The organism is Moorella sp. E306M (assembly GCF_006538385.1).
Classification (GTDB): Bacteria; Bacillota; DSM-521; order Neomoorellales; family Neomoorellaceae; genus Neomoorella.
The window spans coordinates 841,152-862,962 of the sequence record NZ_BJKO01000001.1; the positions used below are offsets into that span (position 1 = coordinate 841,152).

A 21,811-nucleotide genomic window follows, 5' to 3' on the forward strand; every position below is an offset into this window, starting at 1 on the left:
AAGGAAGATAAATTCCTGTAATGACCTATAGAACTCGTTGGCATTATTATTCGCTATACTTCTCTATAAGTTCCTTAAGAGTATCGGGCAAGTAAGGCCAAACCTCGTTAGCACCATCAAAGAAACCATCTTGTTCTGCCAGTTCCCAATATAATCTTGCCTCTTCATAATAAGGGGTTTGTAATCTTCTAACAAAATTTACCCATTTGCGTATATTACTCGCTCTCGGTTTATCCAGTTTCGGATTTATATGTTGCCCTACGTCAATTAAACTTAATAGCCTTACTAAGCCTTTTTCTCCAAGGAAATGTTTTAAATCTAAATCAAGATCGTATCTGTAACAACCTTTTTCAAATTTTCCCTTTAAAGGCGAGGCGCTATAGTGATGTACTATAATAAAGTCATCATAATTACCATTTTCATCTTGATGAAACTGCACATACCCATCCTCTGGTTTTTGGATAACTTCTCCACAGGTATCACAAATCCACTGTCTTAATGGAGTTAACTTCATAAGTTTTCCCCCTTCCACCTACTACTATTCGGCAAAAGGGGATAATTTCCTGCAAACTAAACAGCCGCCCTCCCGGACGGCTCCACAGTTAGAGCATAACACATTTTAGGCTATTTTTTGTCCGCTTTTTGTTCGCTCTAAAAACTGGGCTGGCAGACAATCAAAGAAAGCCTTGACCACATATTGACGCATCTCATAGAATTTAGTTTTGCCAACAAACAGCATCGTTTCCCAAATAACCCAGTCCGGACGTACCTTTTCAATATACTTTGCTTTCACTAACTGAGCATACTGGCCATTCTCTGCCCTAAGCATTTCCATTACTTTTTCAAAATGGGCCAGCTGCTGTTCCCGGTCCCGGATTTGCTGTAATATCTCCTGCCGGCGTAAAGGATACTCATCCATAAATTCCAGCCACTTTTCTTGCTTGCTGTCCAAATTTCCGCCACGTACCGGTATCGCATTAGGATTACTCATCCAGGTAGGAGGTGAGGCTGCTTTCGTATCAAGCTTTTCTAGCTCCGATTTTAGATTTTCAATCGCTATTCTCATTCGTGGAATAGAGTATAACCATGCTTCGACCCTGCGAAATTCCTGTTTTGTCAACCTAACTACCTCCCTTTAAACAGCCTTCTCCCCCGGCAACAATCCACCCAAACCCGGTTTAGGCCGCTCTTCCATCAACCGTTTCAAAACCCCAAACCTCAGCCTGCCCATCACCCGGGCGCGGGCCACCGAAAATAACTCCCTAGACTCCCAGCACACTAATTCACCATATACTGCCGGCTGCTTAATCGCGATATACTCACCAATCGTTATCATATCGCACCTTCTTTCAGTGCCCAACGTCCATTACTGCACCAAAAACTTCTGATACTGCTCTTTGCGCCGCTCATTGGACAAATGAGCATAGACCTGGGTCGTAGCCGGATTGGCATGTCCCAACAACGACTGCACGGCAACTAAATCCGCCCCCTGGTTTAACGTAAGGGTAGCAAAGGTATGGCGATAAACGTGAGGATGTACGTTCTTCTGGATCCCGGCCCGTTCCCCAATCAACTTAATTTCCCGCTGGATAGCCCGCCGACTCAACCGCCGGATCGGTTTTCTCTCGGTCACAAACAGCGCTGGGTGGGCATCGTCCCGGCTCTGTAAATACTTTTTGAGGTAATGGATTGCTTTCCAGCTGAAAAATACCTCTCTTTCTTTGGAGCCCTTCCCGACCACCCTGCATGACCTCTGCTCCCAGTTAATATCCTGGCGGTTCAGCTGATGAATTTCGCCCAGCCGGCAGCCGGTAGAATACAGTACTTCCACCAGGGCCCTTTCCCGCGGCGTCCGGCAGGCCTCGCGAATCATTTCTAGTTCTTCAATACCCAAAGCCTTAGGTAATCTTTTCTCAGCCTTGGGCGGCTTAATCTTCCTCGTCGGGTCCCGGGGGATTATTTCCTCCTCAACCAGCCAGCCGAAAAAGCTTTTAAGGACGGACAGCTTCTTTGCTATCGAGCTCATTTTAAGGTGCTCAAACTGCCCCAGGAACACCCGGATATCGGCAGTAGTGATGGCTTCAACCGGTTTTTGCACATAGTTCCCGAAAATCTTTAAATCAAGGGCGTAACCATCAAGAGTATACTGGCTTAAGCCTTCTAGTTTTTTAGCTGCCAAAAATAACCTGGCCTTTTCAGCTATATCCGGATGCCCGGCCGTTATTACCGCTGGCTTAATATCGTATGCGGCTAATAACCCTGCCAATCTTACCCTAACCTGCATAGGGTCTATATTCGGGCAAAACTCCGTCATTACTTGGACAAGTTGATTTAATAATTGTTCCATGTTTCTCCAATCCTCCTTTGCAGGTAGAAGGTAGATTGGAGACCGGTCTCCTTTATTTATTTCCCGGGGTGATCAGGCCCGGGGGATATTACCCTGTTTTTTCTTCCTCCCTGATTACCGTCACCACGTCCCAGCCGCCAAACAAACTGGGCACGCATATTGCCACCAAGCCATCTTCGACGGGTACCTTCACCCCCAGCCGCTCGTTTGGCTTGACGCCTACCCTGAGCATCCCCTGCAGCCGGCGGGCAACTTTGTTACCGAGTTTTTTAGGGTTTTTCCCGCCGCGAATTTCTACCCGGTCCGCGGCGTGCCTAGTCATTCGTACTCGCTGGCTCATGGCGACCACACCCGGGTAAGCTCGTCACCTACCAGCTGCCATTCGGGCTCGGCGAAAAGCCTCTCGCAATTCATACACCGCCAACGGCGGATCTCATCGCCGAAAAACACCTCATGTACCGGGCCGCCGCAGCGAGGACAGATCAACGTTGCCCCATGTGGACCGCCTCCTCTTTCGCACTTTCTTTGAAATGCGCACTTAACAAATTATTCTAGCGTATTATATGCCCGCATTTCCCATCCACACTCTAAACACCGCCACCGTCGCCACCACGTAGGAAATTCACACACATCCACCTTGGTACTTCCACACTGAGGACATTTCCTAATGTCCTCTTCATCTTTACATGAGGAACATGCTTCGCTTATATAAACCATACTTGCTTCCTTCTTCGCAGTTTCTTTAGAATGCGTAATTAATCAGCCACTACAATTTTTGCTTCTTTCACTTCAATATGACCCCAAGACAACTTTCCTGTGAGAAGTTCTTCAAAGTCGTTCTTAATTTTTTCTTTTGTGCCATTGTCGTCTGTGAAAATTGATATTGTAACCAAATAAATTTTTGACATTTTTCTTCACCTCTCCCTTCGCATTCTAAACATACTGCCTAATAAGCCCTCTCCCGGCTTCTTTCCTCGCTGAATCCTTCAGGATACCTCTTCTTCAGCTTCTCGATATTCCGATCGGCAATCCTGTCTAAGTAAAGGTCGGCCGTATTAGCGATAGTGGCTATATACCAGAGCAAATCCCCCAACTCCTCGGCCAACTTATTCTTGTCCAGCGGGTGGCCGTGGAAGCAAACCTTTTTGAGGTAGTCCACCACCTCACCGGTTTCGCCGGCAAGGCCCATCGCGAAATTAACGTATCGCTGTTCCTTTGGTATTTGTTTAGCCGTCCGCTCGGCAGCCAGCTGGTACTGATAAAAATTCATAAATCCATCAATCCTTTCTAGGAAATTGGACCCGGCGCCGGGATTTGAACCCGGCCTCCCCCGCCGTGCTACGGAGACGCGTCCCCAGCGCCGCCGGGTCAATCTAATCAAAACAACGCTAACTGCTCGGATACTTGTTCTTCGTAGGTCTATTTTTTACACCGCCTCCCGACATGTCTGGCGATATTCGCAATCCCCTTCCTCATTCATACCCGGCACTTTCAGCCGCAGGAGTACATCACGGAGTTCGCACCCCTCCGCCTTATCCCTGCACTGCCTACACCAGCCGCCGATCGCGAAGTCGGCTAGTAGGTAGACGTCCTCCAGGTTGCTGCTCTTCGCAACGCCTTTCGGCGCCAAGACGACATCGCACTGCCCCGCCTGCTTCAGTATCCTTTGCCACGCCTCCGGCGGGATTTCTTTCGCCAGGGCATCGGTCACTTTCCACACGAAAGACTTCGCCGTTTTGAGCCACTTTCGATGTTCTTTATCCCGCATCTCATTCGCCTGGCACTCGAGCCACTCTGCCGTGCCAGCAAGCATAATAAACAACTCTCTCTGTGCACGATTAAGGTAATTTTTCATTATCCCGCCTTCCTCTCCAGCCGTCGTACCTTCACGCTGCCTTCCTTTAACTCCCAGGGGCTCACCGTTACCCGGTATTTCTCAAGCTGCACTATGGTGAACCTGGGATACACTTCCAGCACTGTGCCCCGGTGCCACTTTGTCGTATTAGCTTCTCCCCGCCCATAAGGCAGGCCTACCTCAAGTCTTTCTCCGGGGCTAAATTCAAGGTTATTTGCTATTGCAGGCCCGTTCGGGGGCAATCCTCTTATATTTCGCCAATCCCGGATACTACCCGGATGGCAGCCAACCACTTTAGCAATCTCGCTGTCCGTCAGGCCCTGGCGCCAAAGCTTTAAACGTCTTTCGTTTTCTTCGGGCGATAAAGGAGACTTGCGCTTGTTGACGATATTCAGTCCGGCCACTATATCACCACCCTCGTTTGCGATAGCGCCTGCTCTATCCTGGTCGCTTCAGTAGTGTATTTTGAACGCAGTTCTTCCAAGTTTGCAATTACTTCTCGCGTAAAAAATCGTTCACAAGCTACATCCTCCAGCAATTCTGTCAAGCACTTTACATTTTCCCTGGCCGCCTGAAGCCGTTGAAGAGCTTCGCTGACAGTAATGCCTTCCTGTTTTTCTGATTCTGATGGTTCTGCTTCTGCCGGTTCGGCCGGCCGCGCAGCTTCCTGGCCGGCAACGCCAGGTTTTTCTTGCCCCTTTTTGTGCAGCCCCCATTTCGTCAGCCGGTAATAAAAGGTGCCGACACTCATAAACCCATATAGCTTCATCATCTGTTTCTTGGAAATCCCAGCTGCTAACAACTTTTCTGCAACCTCTTTGGTCAGGTCTTCCGGTCGCATCTGCCGGCACTGATCTAGGGGGATACCTTTTTCCAGGGCTTCCAGGGGCGTAGGTTTTTTGCCTGCACTTCTACCTGTACTTCTGGGATTCCAGTGGACTCGATAGTTTCGGTCACGGTTTCTTCCTCCCTCCATATTGCCGGCGCAGCTATGCCGTGCCGGACCATTTCCGCTAAAAAATGCTTCCGACTTACCTTAAGCAGTCTGGCCGCCCCGGTCGGGCTTGTACTATGTTCCACCGCATAGATAACCGCCTTCCGGCTTAAAGGCCGTTCTCTAATTTTGACCGGCGGGCCGTACTTTGCCGCTATCTCCTCCGGATCGAGCCGATAGGTAACCACCGGCCCCGGGGAAGCGTAGCCGTCGCCCACAGCCGCGCTTTCATATGGCAGCCGGCAGCCCAGACGGCTTTTAGCTATGCTGGTGTTGTGGCCGCTCTGGCCCATACCTCCTCACCTCTATGCGGCCGTTTCTTTCGCTTTTTTAATGGCCTTTATGAGTTTCACCTGCTCCTGGGTCAGTCCCTTGATATCCCCCAGGACAGCCTGGCCGACTCTAGCCAGCACAAAGGCGTCCGCTTCGTCGCTGTTGTCAAACTCTATTCCCCACCTCTTGTAGACATCCCGGAGAATAAGTTCTTTGGCCGCGTTCCCCTTCCCCGTGGCAAACTTCTTTACCTGCGTCGGCGCCACTTCAATCCAGGGTACCTGCTTCTGCGTCAACAGCATCCGGATCATCCCGCCCAGTTCGCCCATCTGGTGGGCCTGGTTACTCCGGGCGAAGGCATATCCTTCGACTACTACCAGATCCGGTTTATATGCGACTAATCTCTCTTCCAGGATGTTTTGCAAGGTTAACAGTCTTGCAATTCCTTTTTCTTTTACCTCCAGGGTTTCGTGTAAGATAAGGTTTCCGTTTTCCAGGATCACCAGGCCGGTGCTGGTCAAACTGGGGTCTATACCCATGACGATGGTCAAGATTGAAACCCTCCCTATTTTCGGTTAAAACAACTTCCCTTGTTCTATTTCAGGTTTTAATCCCAGCCATTCCCTCACCTCTGCCGGCAAATCTTTTATTTTCACTTCTGTTGCCTGCGCCAGCATTAAAATCGCCTTTACCTCTTCCTTATACGGCCCCAGGTATTTTGCTGTCACTTGCCTCCACTCATCCTCCTTCCATTCTCCGGGTAGCAGCTTCAAATTTCCTGTAGGCATTTCTTGCACCCTGGCTCCACCGCACCGTATCCCATGCAGGGTACTATAAAGCTGCTCCAGCTTGGGGTCGCCCTGGCAGTACCAGTAGGCTTCGGTCAGCACCCTGATCCATAGTTCGTGGTCCTCGGCCAGGTCCGGGCGTGGGTCATGCCAGTAAGTCTCGCAATCCGGCGGCGGTTTGAGAGGGATAAACTTGAATTTGGGCGGCTGGCCGGCCGGGGTGTTATTGCTGCTGGGACCGGGGCCGGTATTGGTTTGCCCGGCGGACTGGCCCTGGAGAATCTGACTGTAGCGCCCCATACCTATACCCCCTATCATTTATTAATGGTAATTTTTAGGTGTTACCTGGACTTCATAAATTACCGGCCTTCTTATTGCTATGTTTTTGGGGTGCACGTTACCTCTGTGGATAACCAGGTAACGCTCGAGGTAACAGTAGCTTAGGCCTTGAAATCGCTCGTTTTAGTTACCCCATGAGGGTATTTTTGTTACCTCGTTACCTCTACAGCGGGAGGTAACATATTTTGGAGTGAGAAGATTTATTGAGGTAATCGGAGGGGAACCTGGTATACGCCCCTCTTTTTATCTCAAAAATTTTTTCTACCCTAATTCCAGGTAACAAGGTAACATGCCCTTAAAAAAACTAGTAATTTCAAGGTCTGAAGGGTGTTACCTGGGGCGTTACCTTTGCGTTACCTTAGAGGTAACGGAGGTAACGCCTTTTAAAAAGCTGGAGCCTGTTCCAGTGGTTTTTCTTTGGCTCTGATAGTTTCCACAAGGTCTAGTAAGACTTCTGGCATTTGAGCTATTTCAAGCATATGAACCTTCCGCGGCGTTCCATTTAATCTTTTATTGATTACTCCATCTTTCACATAATAGGGTTCCTTCTGCAGATACCCTAAAATAGATTGCTTATCAAATGCCTCCCGGCCCGTTTTTTGCCGGAAGTATTTCGCCCAGGCGTCATACAGACCCCTGAGATAAACCCCCAAGCGACCTGCTTCCCCTTCGTCTTCATACAACCCGAAGAAATTCAGGTAGTTTATTTCCCCGTCAAGCACCAAATAGTTGACATCGCTCCAGAACTGGTTCAGCATGTGTTCTTCCTCGCCGGCTTGTTTGATCTGCTTGCACGTCTCACCCACCCACCGGATAAATTCCTCATCCTGCAATACGACGGTATCAAAGGCCCCGGCGCAGATGGCCCAGTTCTCCGCTGTCCGGTCGCTGACGTCCAGAGCCAGCAATGCTTGCTTCAACTCTGCTATGTTGGCCAGGATCTGCGGCTTCAATCTTTCATAATTTGTAATCAGCCAGTACACAAATCCTGAAAATCGCTCTTTATTAGTGTTGAGCCAGTCGTACCAGGTCCGGTCGCGTTTATAAGCTGAAATCTGCAACGGTATGCACCGGGTAAATAAACCGTTGTCCTTTGGAAGTTCCTCGCCGCTGATCGCCACCGTAGCATGTACTGCAAACCCCCTTGCTTGGAAGGCTGTCGCCGTACCTTTGCCTGAAAGCTGTCGGTTGTAGGCCGACCTAAAGAAACCATCTTTCTGGGTTATCCTGGCCTCATTCCGGTACTCGTCGAACCATACCCCCAGGCTGCTGTAGTAGCTGAGCGCCCGGGCGATGTAATTTTGACTCGTCTCACTTAACCCCACGCCGTCATTTTCGATACCGAAGAAAGCCATGATCCACCGCATGAAGGTCGATTTGCCGCTTTCCCGCTTGCCGTGCGGGAATAGTATCGGCAGGCATTTATACTGCTGGAATATATCCTCGCTGAAGATAGTAGCTATCACCCAGCCTATCCCCATGTACGCCTCGTACCCGCCTATCGACTGCCGGAGCTTCTGGGCAATATCGACAATATCTACCGGCGTTTCCCGCAGGGCCGGGATGGCATCTTCGATGCTTTCTCCCCTGGCGCCGATCTGCAGGGATTGAGGTTTGTACCCCTTGCCGTCAATCCAGATGATGCCGTCGTTGTCTGGCCGGTAGACCTTGCCTTTGTGGATGGCCAGGTTGCCGAAAAGCCATAAATCTTTATTTATCCGGCCTATTCGGTCCGGCATGTAAATTAACTCTCCGCTGTCACGCAGAAACTCTAACTTCCACACATTTAACAAATCCTGGCTTGTCCCCTCAAAGACGTAATTTCCCTTGCTGAAACAGAACTTCTTAAACTCGTTCACCCCTGCCATGTTTTGCGGCTCCAGGGGGAATACTGCTGAAACTTCGCCGTACTCGTTAACCAGTTCTACGTTGCGTATAACGCCGTCTGGCGTGAAGAAAGAGGACTTGATATTAATTACGAAATTAGAAATCGTTTCTTCATAAGTCTCACTCCCCTTGTGCCTGGTAGCAACGTATTTATTAAATTCCCGGCGCACCGGCACCCTGGTAAAATGCCGGGTTATCTTGCGCCGGACAATCCTTTTTGCTTCTTCTGACAGGCTGTCCAGGTATTCCTCTGGTGGCAGTGCCCTGGCGATGACCTGCTCAATTTCCTGCCGGGTACGGCCCTGGGCCAGGGCGCCGTCAAAGTCGATCTTACCGTTAACCCGCCACTCGTCCGGCAGCCAGCCGACCCGGGCAATAAACCCCGCCCGGCCCAGCTTGTAGGCCATTATGTAGGACCAAAATTGAGTGTCGTAGCGGTCCTCGACTTTTTCTTTGAAGTTCGGGAAGGCCGGGTTATCTTTTATCTCGTTGTCAAAGATCACCGTAACCCTTTTAACCTGGAACTCCCGTAGCAGTTCTACCAGGCGATCCAAGTTTTTGCCGCCGAAGCTGCTTATTCCCGGAACAGCCAGGGCTGCGAAGCCCCACTGGTGCAGGGCAACCGCCTTGAATTCGCCCTCAGTCAAGATTATATGTTCCGGGTTACCGACCAGGAGTAGCCGGCAGTAAGGCTGGATGGGCAGACCTTCAAACCCTATCTTATGTGGCCGCAGGTGGTATACTATGCTGGTTTCGTCTAAGTAGGGTATTAGCACCAGGTCGTCCAGAAGTTGGTTGTTTGTTGCCAGGCTACCGTTAACCTCTACCAGGATGCCGCTGGTCTTAAGTTCTTCTTCAGGGAATTCTTCTCGGAGTTTTTCTACCGCCCCCTGCACCTGGGGACCACCGGAACGAAACATAAATCTATCTATAGTTTCATCCGTGAAACCGCGCTGGCTTTTTAGCTTGTTCCGGTGGGCCCCCGTCAGGGTTGTTAGCTCGATAAACCGCTGGTAAATGAAGGTGTTAACCTGGGATGGCCGGTCCTGGGTTGCCGGAGGGTTTTCCTCCTGCTTCCCATCTTTGCTGTTCTTGGAGTTTTTTTTATTACTCTTGCCTCTTACCAGGGTTAAACCAGGTTTTTGTGAAGAAGCCTCAGCCTTTTGTGCAGGCTTCTTGACCTCCCATTTGAGCCCGGCCATTTCAGCAAGTTCTTTAAATGCTTCCTTCCCGCTTATCCCCCTGGCCCTGGCCAGAAAGGAAGTAATGCCGCCTTTCTCGTTGCACTTATAGCAGAGCCACTTCCCGGTTCTTCTGTTGAAGTAAAAGTGTTTTTCTTCCCGGCAGAAAGGGCAGTCCGCTTCCCATTCGTCACCGTGCTGCTTGCGCAGGTTGACGCCGTTACCCCGGAAAACTTCTTCTACGTTTACGTTTGCAAGGATCTCGTCTATAGTAGCCAATATGGTTTCACCTCTCCCCGGGAATGGGGATTATCTCTTGGCGGCAGAAATTAATATCGTTAAACAGCTTTCTTTTGTTGTTCCTTGTCAGTGATAACTTCAAATTTGATTACGGCAAATCTGCCATAAGTGGGACGATAATCGCCAATCCCGATAAGTCTTCCTGCTTGCTGAATAACTTCATTTAATAACTGTGGCGTAATATATTCAGGCAATAATACTTGCATTAAAAACGTTGCCTTCCAGCCTGCCAGCATGGCAGGGCGAATCCGCGTAACCGCATTTCTTTGAATGACTACCCTGCTTTTGTCAAGGTAATCCCATTCTTTAACGCCTAAACTGGCCAGGGGGGTCAATGGAGCTATCCCAGCTTTAAAAAGGTCTTGCGCGCTTTTCCGTGGGCTTCTAGGGTCTTGCTTAAATTTGGCTGCTCCTATAATTGCCCCGTGAAGATACTTGCCAGGAATACAAATTTCTCCTTTTTCATTGCGATAAACATAAGCTTCCAAGTTGTCTGTTTTCTTAGCGGTACTGTTTTTAGCTGCATTGGCTTTAGCTTCTACATCTTCGTTACTCCAGCGGTGAAATAAAATATCCGCAGTTCCCTGGATGGTGACTTCGACTAAATAAGGTTCCATGATAGCCGCTGCTCCATCATTAGAAACATTATTGACGGCTGTAACTTTTTGGGTAGCCATGTTATGCTGCTCCTTTCTTTTAAATTAAATAAACCCTGCCACGCCGAGCCTGGCCTGGCCATGCCACACCAAGCCCCGCCCTGCTGCACCAAGCCCTGTCGCGCCACGTCCAGCCAAACCATTCCTGAGCCTGCCGCGCCACGCCAAGCCTGCCCCCACCCCACCGCTCCAGATCATGCCTCAACATATCAAACCTTGCCGTGCCAAGACATACCTTGCTTTACCTCGCCAGACCATGCCACATCTAGCCTGACCCCGCCCGACCGTACCAGGCCACGTCACACCATGCCACTGACTACATAACTTCGATTTATCCCGCTTTCAACAACTCTACCAACCTGCTGTTCCGCTTTATTGCTCTGTTATTCTTTACAGCTCTATCAACGGCGTCCTCCTGACAGACCAGTACCAGCTTCTTTTTTGCCCGGCTTACCGCTGTATAAAGCAGATTTCTTTCTAACATTATCCAATGCCCTCTGCTTAACGTTACAATGGCCACCGGCGCTTCACCGCCCTGGGCTTTATGCACCGTACTAGCATACGCCAAGGTAAGCAGGTCGGCGCTTTCATCATCGTCGCTAAAAAACACCGGCTCATCCGTGCCGTCAATATCCACCAGGATACCCCGCTCTTTGCAGGTTACTATTTCCCGTACTATTCCCAGGTCACCGTTGAATACTCCCAGGCGGTAGTCATTTTTAACTACCATTATTTTGTCGCCCTGCCGGTATTCTCCGCTGCTCAGCCGTATCGCGGGTTTATCTTCCCCGGCCGGATTCAGGGTTTCTCGTACCACCGCGTTCAAGTTAGCCACGCCGTCAACGCCCTTTTTCATTGGGGCCATGACCAGTACCCCCATCAGGCCGTACTGTTTAACTGCCGCCAGGGTTTTATTCCGCACAATCTCCGGTATTCGGTCTCGGTCCTCAACCATAATAACCTCCACGTCCGGTAGGCGCGTCCAGTTGGCCGGCAACCTGCCCTGCCGTACCGCATCGGCCAACAGAGCGATACCGCTACCCTCGGCTTGACGGTAGACGTAATTTAAGCGGGTGGTGGGCACTATGCCCGAGGTTATCAGGTCGCGGAGGACACTGCCAGGACCTACACTGGGGAGCTGGTCTACGTCGCCGATAAGGACGGTCTGCAGGTTGTCTGGTATGGCTCTGAATAAATCCCTGGCCAGCAGGAGGTCCATCATGCTTACTTCGTCTACAATCAGCAGGCCGGGGCCAGGCAAGGGATTTAGTTCGTCGTGCTCAAAACAGTCGTATTGCGGCTGGTAGCGTAATAAACGGTGAATAGTAGAGGCATAATGCCCGGTCACCTCCGCCAGCCGCTTTGCGGCCCGGCCCGTAGGGCTGGCAAGGTAAATATAATGATCCGGGTGAAGCTGCTTGTAGGCGGCCAGGATCCCCCGGGTAACGGTTGTTTTACCCGTACCGGGACCACCTGTAACAATGCTGAGATTGTAGGTTAAGGCCTTTAATATAGCCTCGCGTTGAGCATCGGCGTAGGTAATACCCAAGTTGCTTTCAGTGGCTGCAATCAAACCGGAAAAGTCCACTATTATTTGCCCCCTGTTCGGCTATTTCACCGCCCTGAGCCTCGGCTGTTCAAGGTTATCAGGTTCAAGGTTATTAAACAAACTTGGCCCGGTTATACTGTCCCAGTCAACGCCTTCATCCAGCAGATTAGGAATCCCCCGCATGGTGCTGGCCCAATCAGGGCCTAGTTTGTAGTGCATATTGGCCCAATCTTCAATGTCGTGTAAGATAATGTCCCCATCCGCCCCGATATGCCGCAGTTCATGGTAGACAAGGGCGATTATCTGCTCACGGCTCATTGTTTCGATGTTGCGCTTGTAAAACTCCATAATGTAGCTAAAACTCCGGCCGGTTAACTGCGTTATTATCTCCCGGTACTTTTCGGGGATTTTTCCGATCTGGGCGTTCTTGTACTTGTTTTTCTGCTTGCCTTTGTCCTCGGTATTGTCTACAAAGAGAATTTCATCCACCAGCTTAAACCGCAGTTCCGGGTACTTCTTCACCAGGGCCTCCGCGATAGGCCGGTAGGCTTCGTTGATGACGTACTTGCCGCCCCACTCGGGGAGCACTAACAAGCGGCTGGTATCAATGTCCATGATTATCCCCTCCGGTTTAAATAACTACCTTTAATCTAATACTTTAACTCTTACCATCTTTCGGCCCCACTCTAAGGCCTTCATCTTATCCGGGATATACAGGTCGGCCTTATACCCTTTTATCGCCCTGCCCACGTCGAGAGCTACTGTATACCCCACTTCCGGGATCCAGACCACCGAACCCAGGGGAATAACTCGCGGGTCTACCGCCAGGGCACCGCGGTCTACCGGCAGGCCGGTAAACATGATGCCCCTGCCGTCCATGCCCGGGTCGTTCGCAGTATAAGCCGTTATCTCCAAGACTAGTTCCCGGCTTTTTATCCCGCGGGAGGTTTCAAACTGATACCTTTTCACCCGGGCAGCTTCCTGCATAGCCTTTTCTAATGCTTTGGAGGCCTCATCGGCCGCTTGCGGGGAAGAATATACTGGTCCCACAGGTTCGCTCAATTCACCGTTCGTATCTGGGATAGTGATGATATCCCCCGGATTGAGCTCCTGTCCGGGTTCCAGGCCGTTGAGATCTTCCAGTTCCTTTAAAGCTTTCTGGTTGTCCAGCTTCGGCAATACTCTGCCGGCAATATCCCGCAATGTATCTCCGGGCTGGATTACATAAAGCGAATATCTTTTCGGTTCCTTTTCTTCTATCTCCAACCTGCCCGCAGCCGAGTAATTGCAGATTGCTACCAAAGCCACCACGATAATCGTCACAAATAGAAACCGACTACGGTGTTTCATTCCTGTGCCGCCTCGCTTCCAGATAGTCTTTCCGCCATCCCCCTCACCCTGCCTGCAAACTCCTTTTCCGCCTCGTACATGCCGGCATAGTAAATGCAGTCGCCCTCCCGGACAACCTCTCCCCGTTCCTGCAGGGCCTTTACTGCTTCCGCCACCGGGGCCACCTCTACCCTCGTTCCCAGGGCCTCCGGCAGCCTGGCTAAAATCTCAGAGGGCCGCAGGTAGCAGTGGCCGTCGTTGCCGGCTTCAGACAGCAGCCACTTTACCGCTGCCTCAAGCCGGTACGGGCTGTCTTCCGGAATCCCCACCGCCCGGGCAATACGGTCGGCCGTCTTAAAGCCCACGCCAAACATCTCGTCGGCCAGGACGTAGGGGTTGGATTTAACTATATCCAGGCTTTCCGCCCCGTACTGCTGGTATATTTTCGCCGCCAGCCTGGGAGTGATGCCCTGGCCGCAGATAAGGGAAGTAAGCTCAGCCAGGACGCGGTTCTCTGTTAGAGCCTTATGGATTTCCTCAGCCTGTTCCGGGGTAACGCCGGGCACCTTTTCCAGCACCCTGGGGTCAGCCTGGATTTTATCCAGGCAGTCATCCCCCAGGGTGTCCACGATGCGCCCGGCCTTAACCGGGCCGATGCCGGTAGCTACGGAACAAAGGTACTGTATAATCCCCTGCTTGCTGGAAGGCATAATTACCTCGTATCCAGAGAAAGCAAACTGTTTGCCAAACTTGGGGTGGCTTTTCCACGTGCCGGTGAACTCGTATTCGTCTTCAACCCTGACGGACGGCATGTAGCCTACAGCCGTAACATCCTGGCCGGGACAACGGACGGAAAGGACGCAGTACCCGTTGGCAGGGTTACTGAAAATGATCCGCATGACGCGGCCTTTTAGTTTTTCCATGCTCACCTCTTCTCTAGCTATTGCCGAAATCACCGATCTAGGCCCCCTCTAATCTGGCAAGCAGTTTATCTCGTTTCCTTTCAATCTCGATAAAGGTTTTGCAATATCCTTTATGAGGGCAGTCCCCGGCCGGCCAATCTTCAGGTTCATTCTGCGTGTCATCGACAAGGCAGCAGTAATCGCCACCGCAGTCTGGTATAAATCGTAATTCCTTTTTCAAAAAGCCGCGCACTTCCGCTACTTGATATTGAAGTTTGGCCAGTTCGTCAAGCACAGTAGAAACTGCAGCCACATCTCTTCGGGACCACATATAAAAACCAGGCAATACGTTCCCGTGAGGAAGTTTAAACTTATCTAGTCTATTATTGAGATGCTGGATAGCTTCAGTTTGTGTCATGTATTTCTCCCTCCCAGGGCTTCCCTGGCCCGGCCAATGCGGTTCAGGGCCTCCTTGACCACTGCTGCCGGCAGTTCCTCCCGTTTGGCAATGTCGTCGATAATCTCCTGGATCTCCAGGAACTTCGCTTCTCCTTCGGCGGCCAGGAGACCCAGGAAGCGGTTGATGCGTTCTTCCCGTTCCTGTTCGGCTTCGAGGTGATCGCGGGAAAGAACTTCGTAACCCGGCCGGGCTGATTGCAGGGGAATAAACTGGCATGTCATACCTGGCTTATCTTCGATTCCCGTATTGAATATTTCTGCCAGGACTACCCCGATAGGTCGGTCCATTTCCGCCGGAGTGGCCGCCAGCCGGCATAGGGCGCCGGGGTTGATAAACATTACTCCATCATCCCGGTCAACGCACATTGCCGGATGCTCAGGGAAACCCAGGTGGTAATGCCCGGATATGATTACATCAGCAGTTGTTTTGACATTTCTCACCAGAGTATGCCGCATATCAAACCCCGGTGGCTTTTCCAAAAGCATTGAGTGGACAACGTGTATTTTAAATCTAATTTCAGGATAATCGTCCGGCGGGGGGGTAAACTGCCCCATATCAACATCTGTTTCGGTATTGTAACCGTGACCAGTAATAGTAATAATCAGGTTATACTCCGGCGAAAATTCGTACGGTTCCATCTGTAAATCCCGGATTAATCCTAACCTTGCCAACAGGCCGTAAGGCGTCCGCCGCACCGTCTCCTGATTGCCCCCGGCTATATCGTGGTTACCCATGACTGTAAGTACCGGACAAGGTTGCTCGGTCAATAAAGATGCTAGGTCCGCTACTACGCTCCAGGAAGTATTGAAACTGTCGAATATGTCGCCGGGGATAATGATTGCCGTTGCTTCCTTGTCCCTGGCAACATGAAATACTTCTCGCAACTTGGCATCCAGGGCCTCCTGAAAATTGTCCAGCCGTCCTCGGGGATTACTTCCGCGGTAATGGAGATCTCCGCAGATTACTAGCGTAGCGCTCATACCCGCCGCACCTCGCTTATACCGTCCCGCTGGCTCACCTGGTAGCTCACATCGGCTACCTCGGCCAGCGCCGCCTGGTGTGTGATTAAAATTACCTGCCGTCCCGTCTTCCGGGCATATTCTTTCAAGAAGACCGCCACGTTCGGGGCATAATTGGCGGACACGTGCTTCCCTACCTCGTCCAGCAGTACCGGACCGCCGGGCTTCGGCCTGGCCAGTTCCATAAGCGCTAACCGCAGGGCCAGGCTCACCACGTCGGTTATGCCGCCTCCACGGCCGTCCTCGGGGCTGGCCGCTACAACCGTATCCCCATACCTGCTCACCACCTGCCAGTCGGCCGCCGGCTGGCCGGCCACGGTGCGCATCTCGATCCGGAACTCCAGGTCATCGTCGGCAAAAACGGCCTGTAGGGCTGCAGTGACGGTCTGTTCAACCCGGCGTTTCAGCTGCTCCCGGGCATAATCGGAAACCTTAGTAAACAACGCCTGTACAAGCTGCCAGACCCGGATATCTTCCTGGGCCTGTTCCAGGTCCTGAAGTTTTGCTTCTTTCTGCTTCTGCAGGAGGGTAAGCTGGCCGGCGGCCTGCTGGTATTGAGACCGCAGGGCCGCCAGGCCGGTTTCTATCCGGGCTAAGGAGGCGATGTCCATCTGCTTTGCTCCTCCTATCCCCGGAGCAATTCTTCCGCCCGGGCCAGGTTTTCGGTGATCTCCTGGTCCAGCCGGGCGATTTCCGCGTCCAGGTTTTCAGGGGTGACACCTAGTTCTGCCAGCTGGGCGATAATTTCATCCCGTTGTCTGGTATAACTTTCCAGGTTTGCCTCGGCGCGGGCCTTCTCCATTTTGCCGCGCTCGATCTGGGCTTTCAGGTTGTTTAAGCGGTTGGTGATATCGATGGAAGGCGCATTAACTGCCATTTCATATAGCCTCCTTGCATTTTTGGTTCCCTTGATTGGGGCAGTATTCAGGGTTTATCAAGCATTTCCAGCAAGCTAAAATGGGACACTTCAAACATGGGCAAGCCTCGTCACAATTTCTGTATGCCATCAGACAGCCTCCCGTAGTCTTTCCGGGTCTATGTCTCCACCACACAGCGGACACTTGCCAACCTTAATTAACTGTTCCTGGTAAGCAGCTTCTAGATTTACGATTTGCTGTCCCCACAGGACTACCGCTTCTTTAGCCTTCTTCTCTTCAGTTTCTGCCTGCCGCAGCCGGCCGACCAGTTCGGCAATTTTTTCCCGGCGCCCGTGGGCGTTTTGTGCCCTGGTCAGGAGTTCCTCAGCTTCATTCACTCCGGCCAGCCGGCGTACTGCTGTAGCCGCCTGGTTACGGGCCGCTTCTGCCTGGCGGTATAGGGCGCCGATACGGGCCAGGGTTGCCCGACGTTCTATTGCCGTGGTTACCTGCTCAGTTATTTTTTCTGCCTCGGATAGGCGAGCATGTTTTTCAATTGTTTTTCTAGCCAGACATAAGGTGTGTTCTATCCCGGCTAAGGAAGTATTATAAGACGCAATCTTATACAACCGTACGATTTCGGCCTCCATCTGCTGGGCGATTTCCCCTGCCAGCTCTAGTCCGGCAAGCCTAGCTATGGTATTTTCGGCCTGCCAAATCTCCCTGGTAACCAGTTGGAGCTTGCCGGCCAGCTGATGCAGCAGTTTTTTCTGTGCCTGGGCCTTCTCGGCCATGGCGAGGGCATACTCCGCCAGGTCAAGGTATTGCCAGCGCTGGATGGTAAGTCTCGCCGCGGTTATCCCCGCGGTCACCTGGCGGAGTGCTTCTTTTTTCTCGGCCAACTGCCGGCGGCGCTCCTGGGCCGCTTTTATCCCTGCGACGATCTGCTCTAAAGCTCCAATTCTAGCTGCCAGGGCAGGCAGGTAATCATACTGCTTCATTTGCTCGTCCAGGGTGGCGATTTCAGCAGTCAGCCGTTTCTCGTCCTGCCCCCGGCGATAAAGGTCCGTGGCCAGCTGCTTGGCAGCATAGTCTACCTCTTCGGTGCCGGCGAGCTTGCCCAGGACCTTGGCCCGGGCCCCGGCACTGATTGATTTTCCCAGAAAGGGGGCATCTAGTTGTTCCGACAGGTTGAGGGTCAATTCCAGGTCGCCGATCCGCGTTGGTCTTACTCCGGTTGTTTTCTGTATCTCTAGAGGGGGTGTATTGCCGAAGCCGGCAAAGACTTGCGGCTCTTTACTAACAGGCGAAACTATGCTATAAGTATTTCTGGATTTAGTTCTTTCGCGGATAACTTTGGTGCCATCTTCCAGGGTCAGGGTCACGCGGGAGAAGCTGCAACCCACACGGATAAAGTCGGTGCCCTGGGGAACGTTGTAGTAGAGCCAGCGGAGCGCCCTAATTATTGCGGTCTTGCCAGAGTCGCTGGGGCCTACGATGACGGTCAGCTGCCCTGGCGGCGCCGGCTCAATGGCTGTTTTTTGGTGGCTCTGGAAGTTTTCTATTGTCAGCAACTTGATATGCATTTCAATCACCCCTTCGGGGGGCCGGGCCGGTGAGGCCCGGCCTTTTTTGTGGTTAGAAGGGCTCATCGGCGCCAGTGGCTTCGGAAGTGGTAAAGTTTTCGCCGGTGTCATAGTAATCCTCGGCGTCAATGCCAGCCTTACGGGCCGCCGTAACGACAGCTTCACGCATCCGGATTAACTCCGGGATTTTCTGCAGAGGTGTATCCCCGATAACCTCCGGTTGGGCTAATGCTGAGTACCGGAAGCCCCGGCTTTCTGCAGTTTCTAATGATAGTTTGACTACCTTTTGGATAGGAGCCATCCGCTTCTGAGCTAGGGCTGTTACAAAGGCATCAAATTTCCCCAGGCTTGTGGGCGGCAAGCTAATCCTGGAGGGAATTATTTCATTTTCTTGCAGCAGGTAAATCCAGCGCATCTCCTTACAAGCTTTGCCGTGACCGTCTTTACCACTGCCAAAAACGTTTTTAGGGCATTTGGCGCAGGGATGCTCAATTCCATTTGCATCGATGCCGGTTTTACCGTCCATGGAGCTGCAGGTAGGTACCTGCTGCCCCTCGGTCTCCCAGTATCCCCTGGCTTTGTGATGGTACACTATAATCCCGGTTAGACTTTTCGCTGTTGAACCGTCCGGCATAAGGAATGACTGGGTTTCCCGTGAAATCTTTACCCGAGGCGGCCGGGGGTCAATGTTCTCCAGGGCCGTCTGGACCTCGTTTTGCAGCAACTGTGCAATTTGCTGCTCGTCCACTTCGGTTAACTGGAGATCCGAATTGTGGAGCACCAGATTGCTTTCCGGTATTGCCATTAGGAATCACACTCCTTAAGGTTTTATTAAAAGGGTTCTTTGGTCAGTTCTTCCTGGTCCTCATTAGCGCCGGCCGCCAGGAGGGCCAGTTCGCGGGCGGTAAGGTCAACAATGTAGCGGTAAGCCTTAAACTGGTCCTGCAGCTGCTCCAGGTCAAATTGCGCAGCGTTTAGCTTGGCTTCAGCATCGCGGACGGCCATGTCCGCAACTTGGTAATCAGGGTCCAGCTTTTTACGCCGGGTCAGTTCGGCTGCCCTGGCCTCAGCGTTGCTGTAAGCCGGCTTGCCGTTGTTAGGGTTCACTTCGGCAGCAATGGCGGCGATTAGCAGAGCTTCAGCTTCTACCCGGACTTTTTCCGCGTCGGCCAGTTCCCGCCGAGCCTGGGCAACCTTATCTTTCTGTGCCCGGATTAGGGCCGGAAATTCCAGGAGTTTTGCCTTAAGTATTTTCGTCTCGTACTGGGCCAGCAGGCCTTCTATTGATGTAAGCACTTAGTCCCCCTCCTATTGCAGGTATAACCGCATCATCAGCAGGAATAACCGGAAGTCCCGGACCTTACCACGATAGGCGAGTATTTTCATGCCGTTTCTTCCTCCCGTTTTAGTTCTTCCATCAAGTCTTTACATAATGCTTGAAAGCTTTGGGAGACACTGTTTAATCTGTTGATTAACTCGTCCATCCGCCGGGCAGCATAGTCCCAGTCCCTGACGGCGAAGCGAAATCTTTCAGCTGCATGTTGTGCATATCCCAGTTCCTCATGAACTATCTGTGCCAGCTTCTTAATTTCAGTCATTGTCACTTGCTTGCCCCTCCGATTGACGCCCCATTTTTTGCTGTGCTAAAATGAGGGTGTAGCTTAATTCTGGTTGCCGGCTTTAGAGGCCGGTCTTTTTATTTGTTGCTTGTTGTTTCATGGCTTTCTCACAAGCGGGACACAACCGACTGGGTTCCATTGGAGTATTGGATTCCCCTTGCCAAAGACCGCAGTTCCAGCATAAATACAATCTTCGCACCCCCTTTCTGATCTGGACTTTCAAATACGGCCTCCTTACATACCAAAAGTCATTGCCTGGAGATAAAGTTCACGCAGTACAAACTCGGTGAATCCGCGTTCGTTTTTTGCGTGGATTAACTCTGCCAGTTTCCTCCAGTCCCGTTCAGCCACTACCTCAATCGCTTCTCTTTCCTGGTCACAGGTCAACTGGATTATCACCTCCTTGCAATGATAGACAATCAATTTTTCTATAGTCCTCACAAAATTTTATAAAATGCGGATTACCGGTAAGAGCTTTTGCAAATATTCGTCCAAAGTCTTCTAATATCAAACTGGGATTATCGGATGTAATTTTTATGTTTTCTTCTATGACCTCTCCCCGATAATTTTTGCGGATCCGTACAACGGCAACGCTTAACATTAGGGTTTTCCCCTTTTCCCTAAAACCTCTAATAACCTGGCTCGCCCTTTTTCGTTGTACCGGAACGTTGCTACCTGTTTGTTGCTATACCTGGATTTATCCAAGATGCTTATCCCATACTCGGCAGTTTTGAGCCCATACTGATTGGCAATCCTACCAACTTTGTTAGCGCTAACGCCTGCTTCTCGGGCGATATCTTCAGCGCTATACGTTTTTTCAATTTCAGTTATGGGAAGAATAGGCTTGCCATGGGCAACGGCGGCGGCCAGGCCGACCAACTGCTGGATGGACTGTTCTGAAAGCTGCTTCCGAAATTCTTTGGCCAATCTGCGGTAGAGGTTAGCTTCCCTTACCCGGGCGTTTCGGGCTTTGGTCTCTAGTTCAAGTTGGATCTGTTCTGGAGTTTTGAACGGGCGAATTTGTTTGCCGGCATGGGTTAATTGGGTCTGTCCAGTTCGTAGACTTTCTAAGATGTCGTATACGAAGTCATAAAAGGCATCGGCTTTGGGTTGGCGTGACCAGCGGCAGATTTCGTAGACGCCTCTGGCGGAGTAAAGATATGTATCATAGAGTTTTCCGTCAGTACCGGACAGTTTGACCGTTACTGAAAATCTGTCTAACCTATCCCTATTCCTTTCGTGAATTTTTCTAATGGCGTCACCAGGATCGGCATACTCTAAAGCCCTTCCTATTTGCTCCCTGGTCATCCAGATCTCTTTGTTGTCACTGTAGAAATCACATTGTACGTTACCGAAGTTCGCTGATTTAATTAGAACGAGATTACTCACGTGATTACCCTTCCTCATTAACAAGATTACTCTTAATGCGTAATTATTTCCTAAAAAAAATATCGTCTAGAGAAATATCTAGCTCTTTAGCTATGGCAATTAGCGTATCTATACTGGGCTTTTTCCTTCCCGATTCAATGTCACATATTAATTGCGGGCTTCTACCAATTCTCGTAGCAAGCCTGGTTTGCGAAATTCCTTTTTCTCCTCGTTTTCTCCTTATAATAGAGCCAATGGTAGCTTCCATCTTTTATCCTCCGCCCTTAATTGTTACGCCTGATGAGTAAATCATACTACGCATTAAGCGTAATAACAAAGTCCAAAAATAACCATATTGTACGCTATAGGCAGATTAAATTAGCTATATCCTGCTATTCTATGTTTTTCGCATTATCTCTGTTTTTTACGCCCTAAGTGAACATTTACACTGATAGCGTAAAAAGTTATAATGGAACTAATCATCAACGGGAAGGGGGGTATA

31 protein-coding genes are annotated in these 21,811 nt (G+C 50.9%); all 31 read right to left on the reverse strand.

Translation table 11 applies throughout. The annotated features are described in order from the left end of the window. Nucleotides 1–46 precede the first annotated feature (46 nt). Nucleotides 47–514, reverse strand: a complete 468-nt coding sequence (locus FLZ89_RS04430) for a hypothetical protein (RefSeq protein ID WP_141304509.1) — start codon at nucleotides 512–514, stop codon at nucleotides 47–49. 105 nt (nucleotides 515–619) lie between these two features. After that, the gene (locus tag FLZ89_RS04435) at nucleotides 620–1,120 is read right to left on the reverse strand and encodes a hypothetical protein (protein ID WP_141304510.1); all 501 of its coding nucleotides are present in this window, start codon (nucleotides 1,118–1,120) and stop codon (nucleotides 620–622) included. Between the two features lie 246 nt (nucleotides 1,121–1,366). Beyond that, nucleotides 1,367–2,347: a site-specific tyrosine recombinase/integron integrase gene (gene xerA, locus FLZ89_RS04440; RefSeq protein ID WP_141304511.1), complete on the reverse strand. Its 981-nt coding sequence runs from the start codon at nucleotides 2,345–2,347 to the stop codon at nucleotides 1,367–1,369. Nucleotides 2,348–2,435: 88 nt separating this feature from the next. After that, the gene (locus FLZ89_RS04445; protein WP_141304512.1) at nucleotides 2,436–2,669 is read right to left on the reverse strand and encodes a hypothetical protein; all 234 of its coding nucleotides are present in this window, start codon (nucleotides 2,667–2,669) and stop codon (nucleotides 2,436–2,438) included. Nucleotides 2,670–2,683: 14 nt separating this feature from the next. Further along, on the reverse strand, nucleotides 2,684–2,833 hold the full coding sequence (locus FLZ89_RS15600; protein ID WP_172613445.1) for a hypothetical protein: 150 nt from the start codon (nucleotides 2,831–2,833) through the stop codon (nucleotides 2,684–2,686). A 269-nt stretch (nucleotides 2,834–3,102) separates the two neighbouring features. Beyond that, nucleotides 3,103–3,255: a hypothetical protein gene (locus tag FLZ89_RS15605; RefSeq protein WP_172613446.1), complete on the reverse strand. Its 153-nt coding sequence runs from the start codon at nucleotides 3,253–3,255 to the stop codon at nucleotides 3,103–3,105. Nucleotides 3,256–3,293: 38 nt separating this feature from the next. Continuing rightward, entirely contained in the window at nucleotides 3,294–3,617 is a 324-nt protein-coding gene (locus FLZ89_RS04450) for a nucleoside triphosphate pyrophosphohydrolase family protein (protein WP_054937047.1), read from the reverse strand. A 156-nt stretch (nucleotides 3,618–3,773) separates the two neighbouring features. Then, nucleotides 3,774–4,202, reverse strand: a complete 429-nt coding sequence (locus FLZ89_RS04455) for a DUF5651 domain-containing protein (RefSeq protein WP_141304513.1) — start codon at nucleotides 4,200–4,202, stop codon at nucleotides 3,774–3,776. Beyond that, nucleotides 4,202–4,606 carry a helix-turn-helix domain-containing protein gene (locus FLZ89_RS04460; RefSeq protein WP_141304514.1) on the reverse strand — a complete coding sequence of 135 codons (405 nt, stop codon included), beginning with the start codon at nucleotides 4,604–4,606 and terminating at the stop codon, nucleotides 4,202–4,204. Before FLZ89_RS04460 ends, FLZ89_RS04455 begins: the two co-directional genes overlap by 1 nt. Further along, nucleotides 4,606–5,043, reverse strand: coding sequence for a hypothetical protein (locus FLZ89_RS04465; RefSeq protein WP_141304515.1), 438 nt, complete (start codon nucleotides 5,041–5,043; stop codon nucleotides 4,606–4,608). Before FLZ89_RS04465 ends, FLZ89_RS04460 begins: the two co-directional genes overlap by 1 nt. 14 nt (nucleotides 5,044–5,057) lie before the next feature. Continuing rightward, complete coding sequence (locus tag FLZ89_RS04470; protein ID WP_141304516.1) at nucleotides 5,058–5,489, reverse strand: hypothetical protein; 432 nt, start codon at nucleotides 5,487–5,489, stop codon at nucleotides 5,058–5,060. A 12-nt stretch (nucleotides 5,490–5,501) separates the two neighbouring features. Next, complete coding sequence (locus tag FLZ89_RS04475) at nucleotides 5,502–6,020, reverse strand: crossover junction endodeoxyribonuclease RuvC (RefSeq protein ID WP_141304517.1); 519 nt, start codon at nucleotides 6,018–6,020, stop codon at nucleotides 5,502–5,504. 24 nt (nucleotides 6,021–6,044) lie between these two features. After that, nucleotides 6,045–6,557, reverse strand: a complete 513-nt coding sequence (locus FLZ89_RS04480) for a hypothetical protein (protein ID WP_141304518.1) — start codon at nucleotides 6,555–6,557, stop codon at nucleotides 6,045–6,047. A 422-nt stretch (nucleotides 6,558–6,979) separates the two neighbouring features. Further along, nucleotides 6,980–9,943, reverse strand: coding sequence for a CHC2 zinc finger domain-containing protein (locus FLZ89_RS04485; protein ID WP_141304519.1), 2,964 nt, complete (start codon nucleotides 9,941–9,943; stop codon nucleotides 6,980–6,982). A gap of 59 nt (nucleotides 9,944–10,002) precedes the next feature. Next, complete coding sequence (locus tag FLZ89_RS04490) at nucleotides 10,003–10,641, reverse strand: hypothetical protein (RefSeq protein ID WP_141304520.1); 639 nt, start codon at nucleotides 10,639–10,641, stop codon at nucleotides 10,003–10,005. 310 nt (nucleotides 10,642–10,951) lie between these two features. Continuing rightward, nucleotides 10,952–12,208 carry an ATP-dependent DNA helicase gene (locus FLZ89_RS04500; RefSeq protein ID WP_141304522.1) on the reverse strand — a complete coding sequence of 419 codons (1,257 nt, stop codon included), beginning with the start codon at nucleotides 12,206–12,208 and terminating at the stop codon, nucleotides 10,952–10,954. A 21-nt stretch (nucleotides 12,209–12,229) separates the two neighbouring features. After that, nucleotides 12,230–12,784: a putative metallopeptidase gene (locus tag FLZ89_RS04505; protein ID WP_141304523.1), complete on the reverse strand. Its 555-nt coding sequence runs from the start codon at nucleotides 12,782–12,784 to the stop codon at nucleotides 12,230–12,232. 30 nt (nucleotides 12,785–12,814) lie between these two features. Further along, complete coding sequence (locus FLZ89_RS04510) at nucleotides 12,815–13,519, reverse strand: 3D domain-containing protein (protein WP_141304524.1); 705 nt, start codon at nucleotides 13,517–13,519, stop codon at nucleotides 12,815–12,817. Next, entirely contained in the window at nucleotides 13,516–14,454 is a 939-nt protein-coding gene (locus tag FLZ89_RS04515) for a helix-hairpin-helix domain-containing protein (RefSeq protein ID WP_141304525.1), read from the reverse strand. The genes FLZ89_RS04510 and FLZ89_RS04515 overlap by 4 nt, the downstream gene beginning before the upstream one ends. Nucleotides 14,455–14,458: 4 nt before the next feature. Then, complete coding sequence (locus tag FLZ89_RS04520; RefSeq protein ID WP_141304526.1) at nucleotides 14,459–14,818, reverse strand: hypothetical protein; 360 nt, start codon at nucleotides 14,816–14,818, stop codon at nucleotides 14,459–14,461. Beyond that, on the reverse strand, nucleotides 14,815–15,840 hold the full coding sequence (locus FLZ89_RS04525) for a metallophosphoesterase (protein WP_141304527.1): 1,026 nt from the start codon (nucleotides 15,838–15,840) through the stop codon (nucleotides 14,815–14,817). Before FLZ89_RS04525 ends, FLZ89_RS04520 begins: the two co-directional genes overlap by 4 nt. Beyond that, nucleotides 15,837–16,490, reverse strand: coding sequence for an ATP-binding protein (locus FLZ89_RS04530; protein ID WP_216363841.1), 654 nt, complete (start codon nucleotides 16,488–16,490; stop codon nucleotides 15,837–15,839). The genes FLZ89_RS04525 and FLZ89_RS04530 overlap by 4 nt, the downstream gene beginning before the upstream one ends. 14 nt (nucleotides 16,491–16,504) lie before the next feature. Further along, a complete protein-coding gene (locus tag FLZ89_RS04535; protein ID WP_373995615.1) occupies nucleotides 16,505–16,807 on the reverse strand; it encodes a hypothetical protein in 303 nt (100 codons plus the stop codon). A gap of 78 nt (nucleotides 16,808–16,885) precedes the next feature. Beyond that, nucleotides 16,886–18,388, reverse strand: a complete 1,503-nt coding sequence (locus tag FLZ89_RS04540) for an AAA family ATPase (protein WP_172613447.1) — start codon at nucleotides 18,386–18,388, stop codon at nucleotides 16,886–16,888. Beyond that, the gene (locus tag FLZ89_RS04545; protein WP_141304530.1) at nucleotides 18,375–19,127 is read right to left on the reverse strand and encodes a hypothetical protein; all 753 of its coding nucleotides are present in this window, start codon (nucleotides 19,125–19,127) and stop codon (nucleotides 18,375–18,377) included. Before FLZ89_RS04545 ends, FLZ89_RS04540 begins: the two co-directional genes overlap by 14 nt. A 26-nt stretch (nucleotides 19,128–19,153) precedes the next feature. After that, nucleotides 19,154–19,618, reverse strand: coding sequence for a hypothetical protein (locus FLZ89_RS04550; RefSeq protein ID WP_141304531.1), 465 nt, complete (start codon nucleotides 19,616–19,618; stop codon nucleotides 19,154–19,156). Between the two features lie 86 nt (nucleotides 19,619–19,704). Beyond that, the gene (locus tag FLZ89_RS04555) at nucleotides 19,705–19,926 is read right to left on the reverse strand and encodes a hypothetical protein (protein WP_141304532.1); all 222 of its coding nucleotides are present in this window, start codon (nucleotides 19,924–19,926) and stop codon (nucleotides 19,705–19,707) included. Between the two features lie 249 nt (nucleotides 19,927–20,175). Further along, nucleotides 20,176–20,328, reverse strand: a complete 153-nt coding sequence (locus FLZ89_RS15610; RefSeq protein ID WP_172613448.1) for a hypothetical protein — start codon at nucleotides 20,326–20,328, stop codon at nucleotides 20,176–20,178. Continuing rightward, on the reverse strand, nucleotides 20,318–20,542 hold the full coding sequence (locus FLZ89_RS04560) for a hypothetical protein (protein WP_141304533.1): 225 nt from the start codon (nucleotides 20,540–20,542) through the stop codon (nucleotides 20,318–20,320). Before FLZ89_RS04560 ends, FLZ89_RS15610 begins: the two co-directional genes overlap by 11 nt. Next, nucleotides 20,542–21,330: a BRO-N domain-containing protein gene (locus tag FLZ89_RS04565; RefSeq protein WP_216363842.1), complete on the reverse strand. Its 789-nt coding sequence runs from the start codon at nucleotides 21,328–21,330 to the stop codon at nucleotides 20,542–20,544. Before FLZ89_RS04565 ends, FLZ89_RS04560 begins: the two co-directional genes overlap by 1 nt. Nucleotides 21,331–21,373: 43 nt before the next feature. Beyond that, nucleotides 21,374–21,577 carry a helix-turn-helix transcriptional regulator gene (locus tag FLZ89_RS04570; protein WP_141304535.1) on the reverse strand — a complete coding sequence of 68 codons (204 nt, stop codon included), beginning with the start codon at nucleotides 21,575–21,577 and terminating at the stop codon, nucleotides 21,374–21,376. Nucleotides 21,578–21,811: the final 234 nt, after the last annotated feature.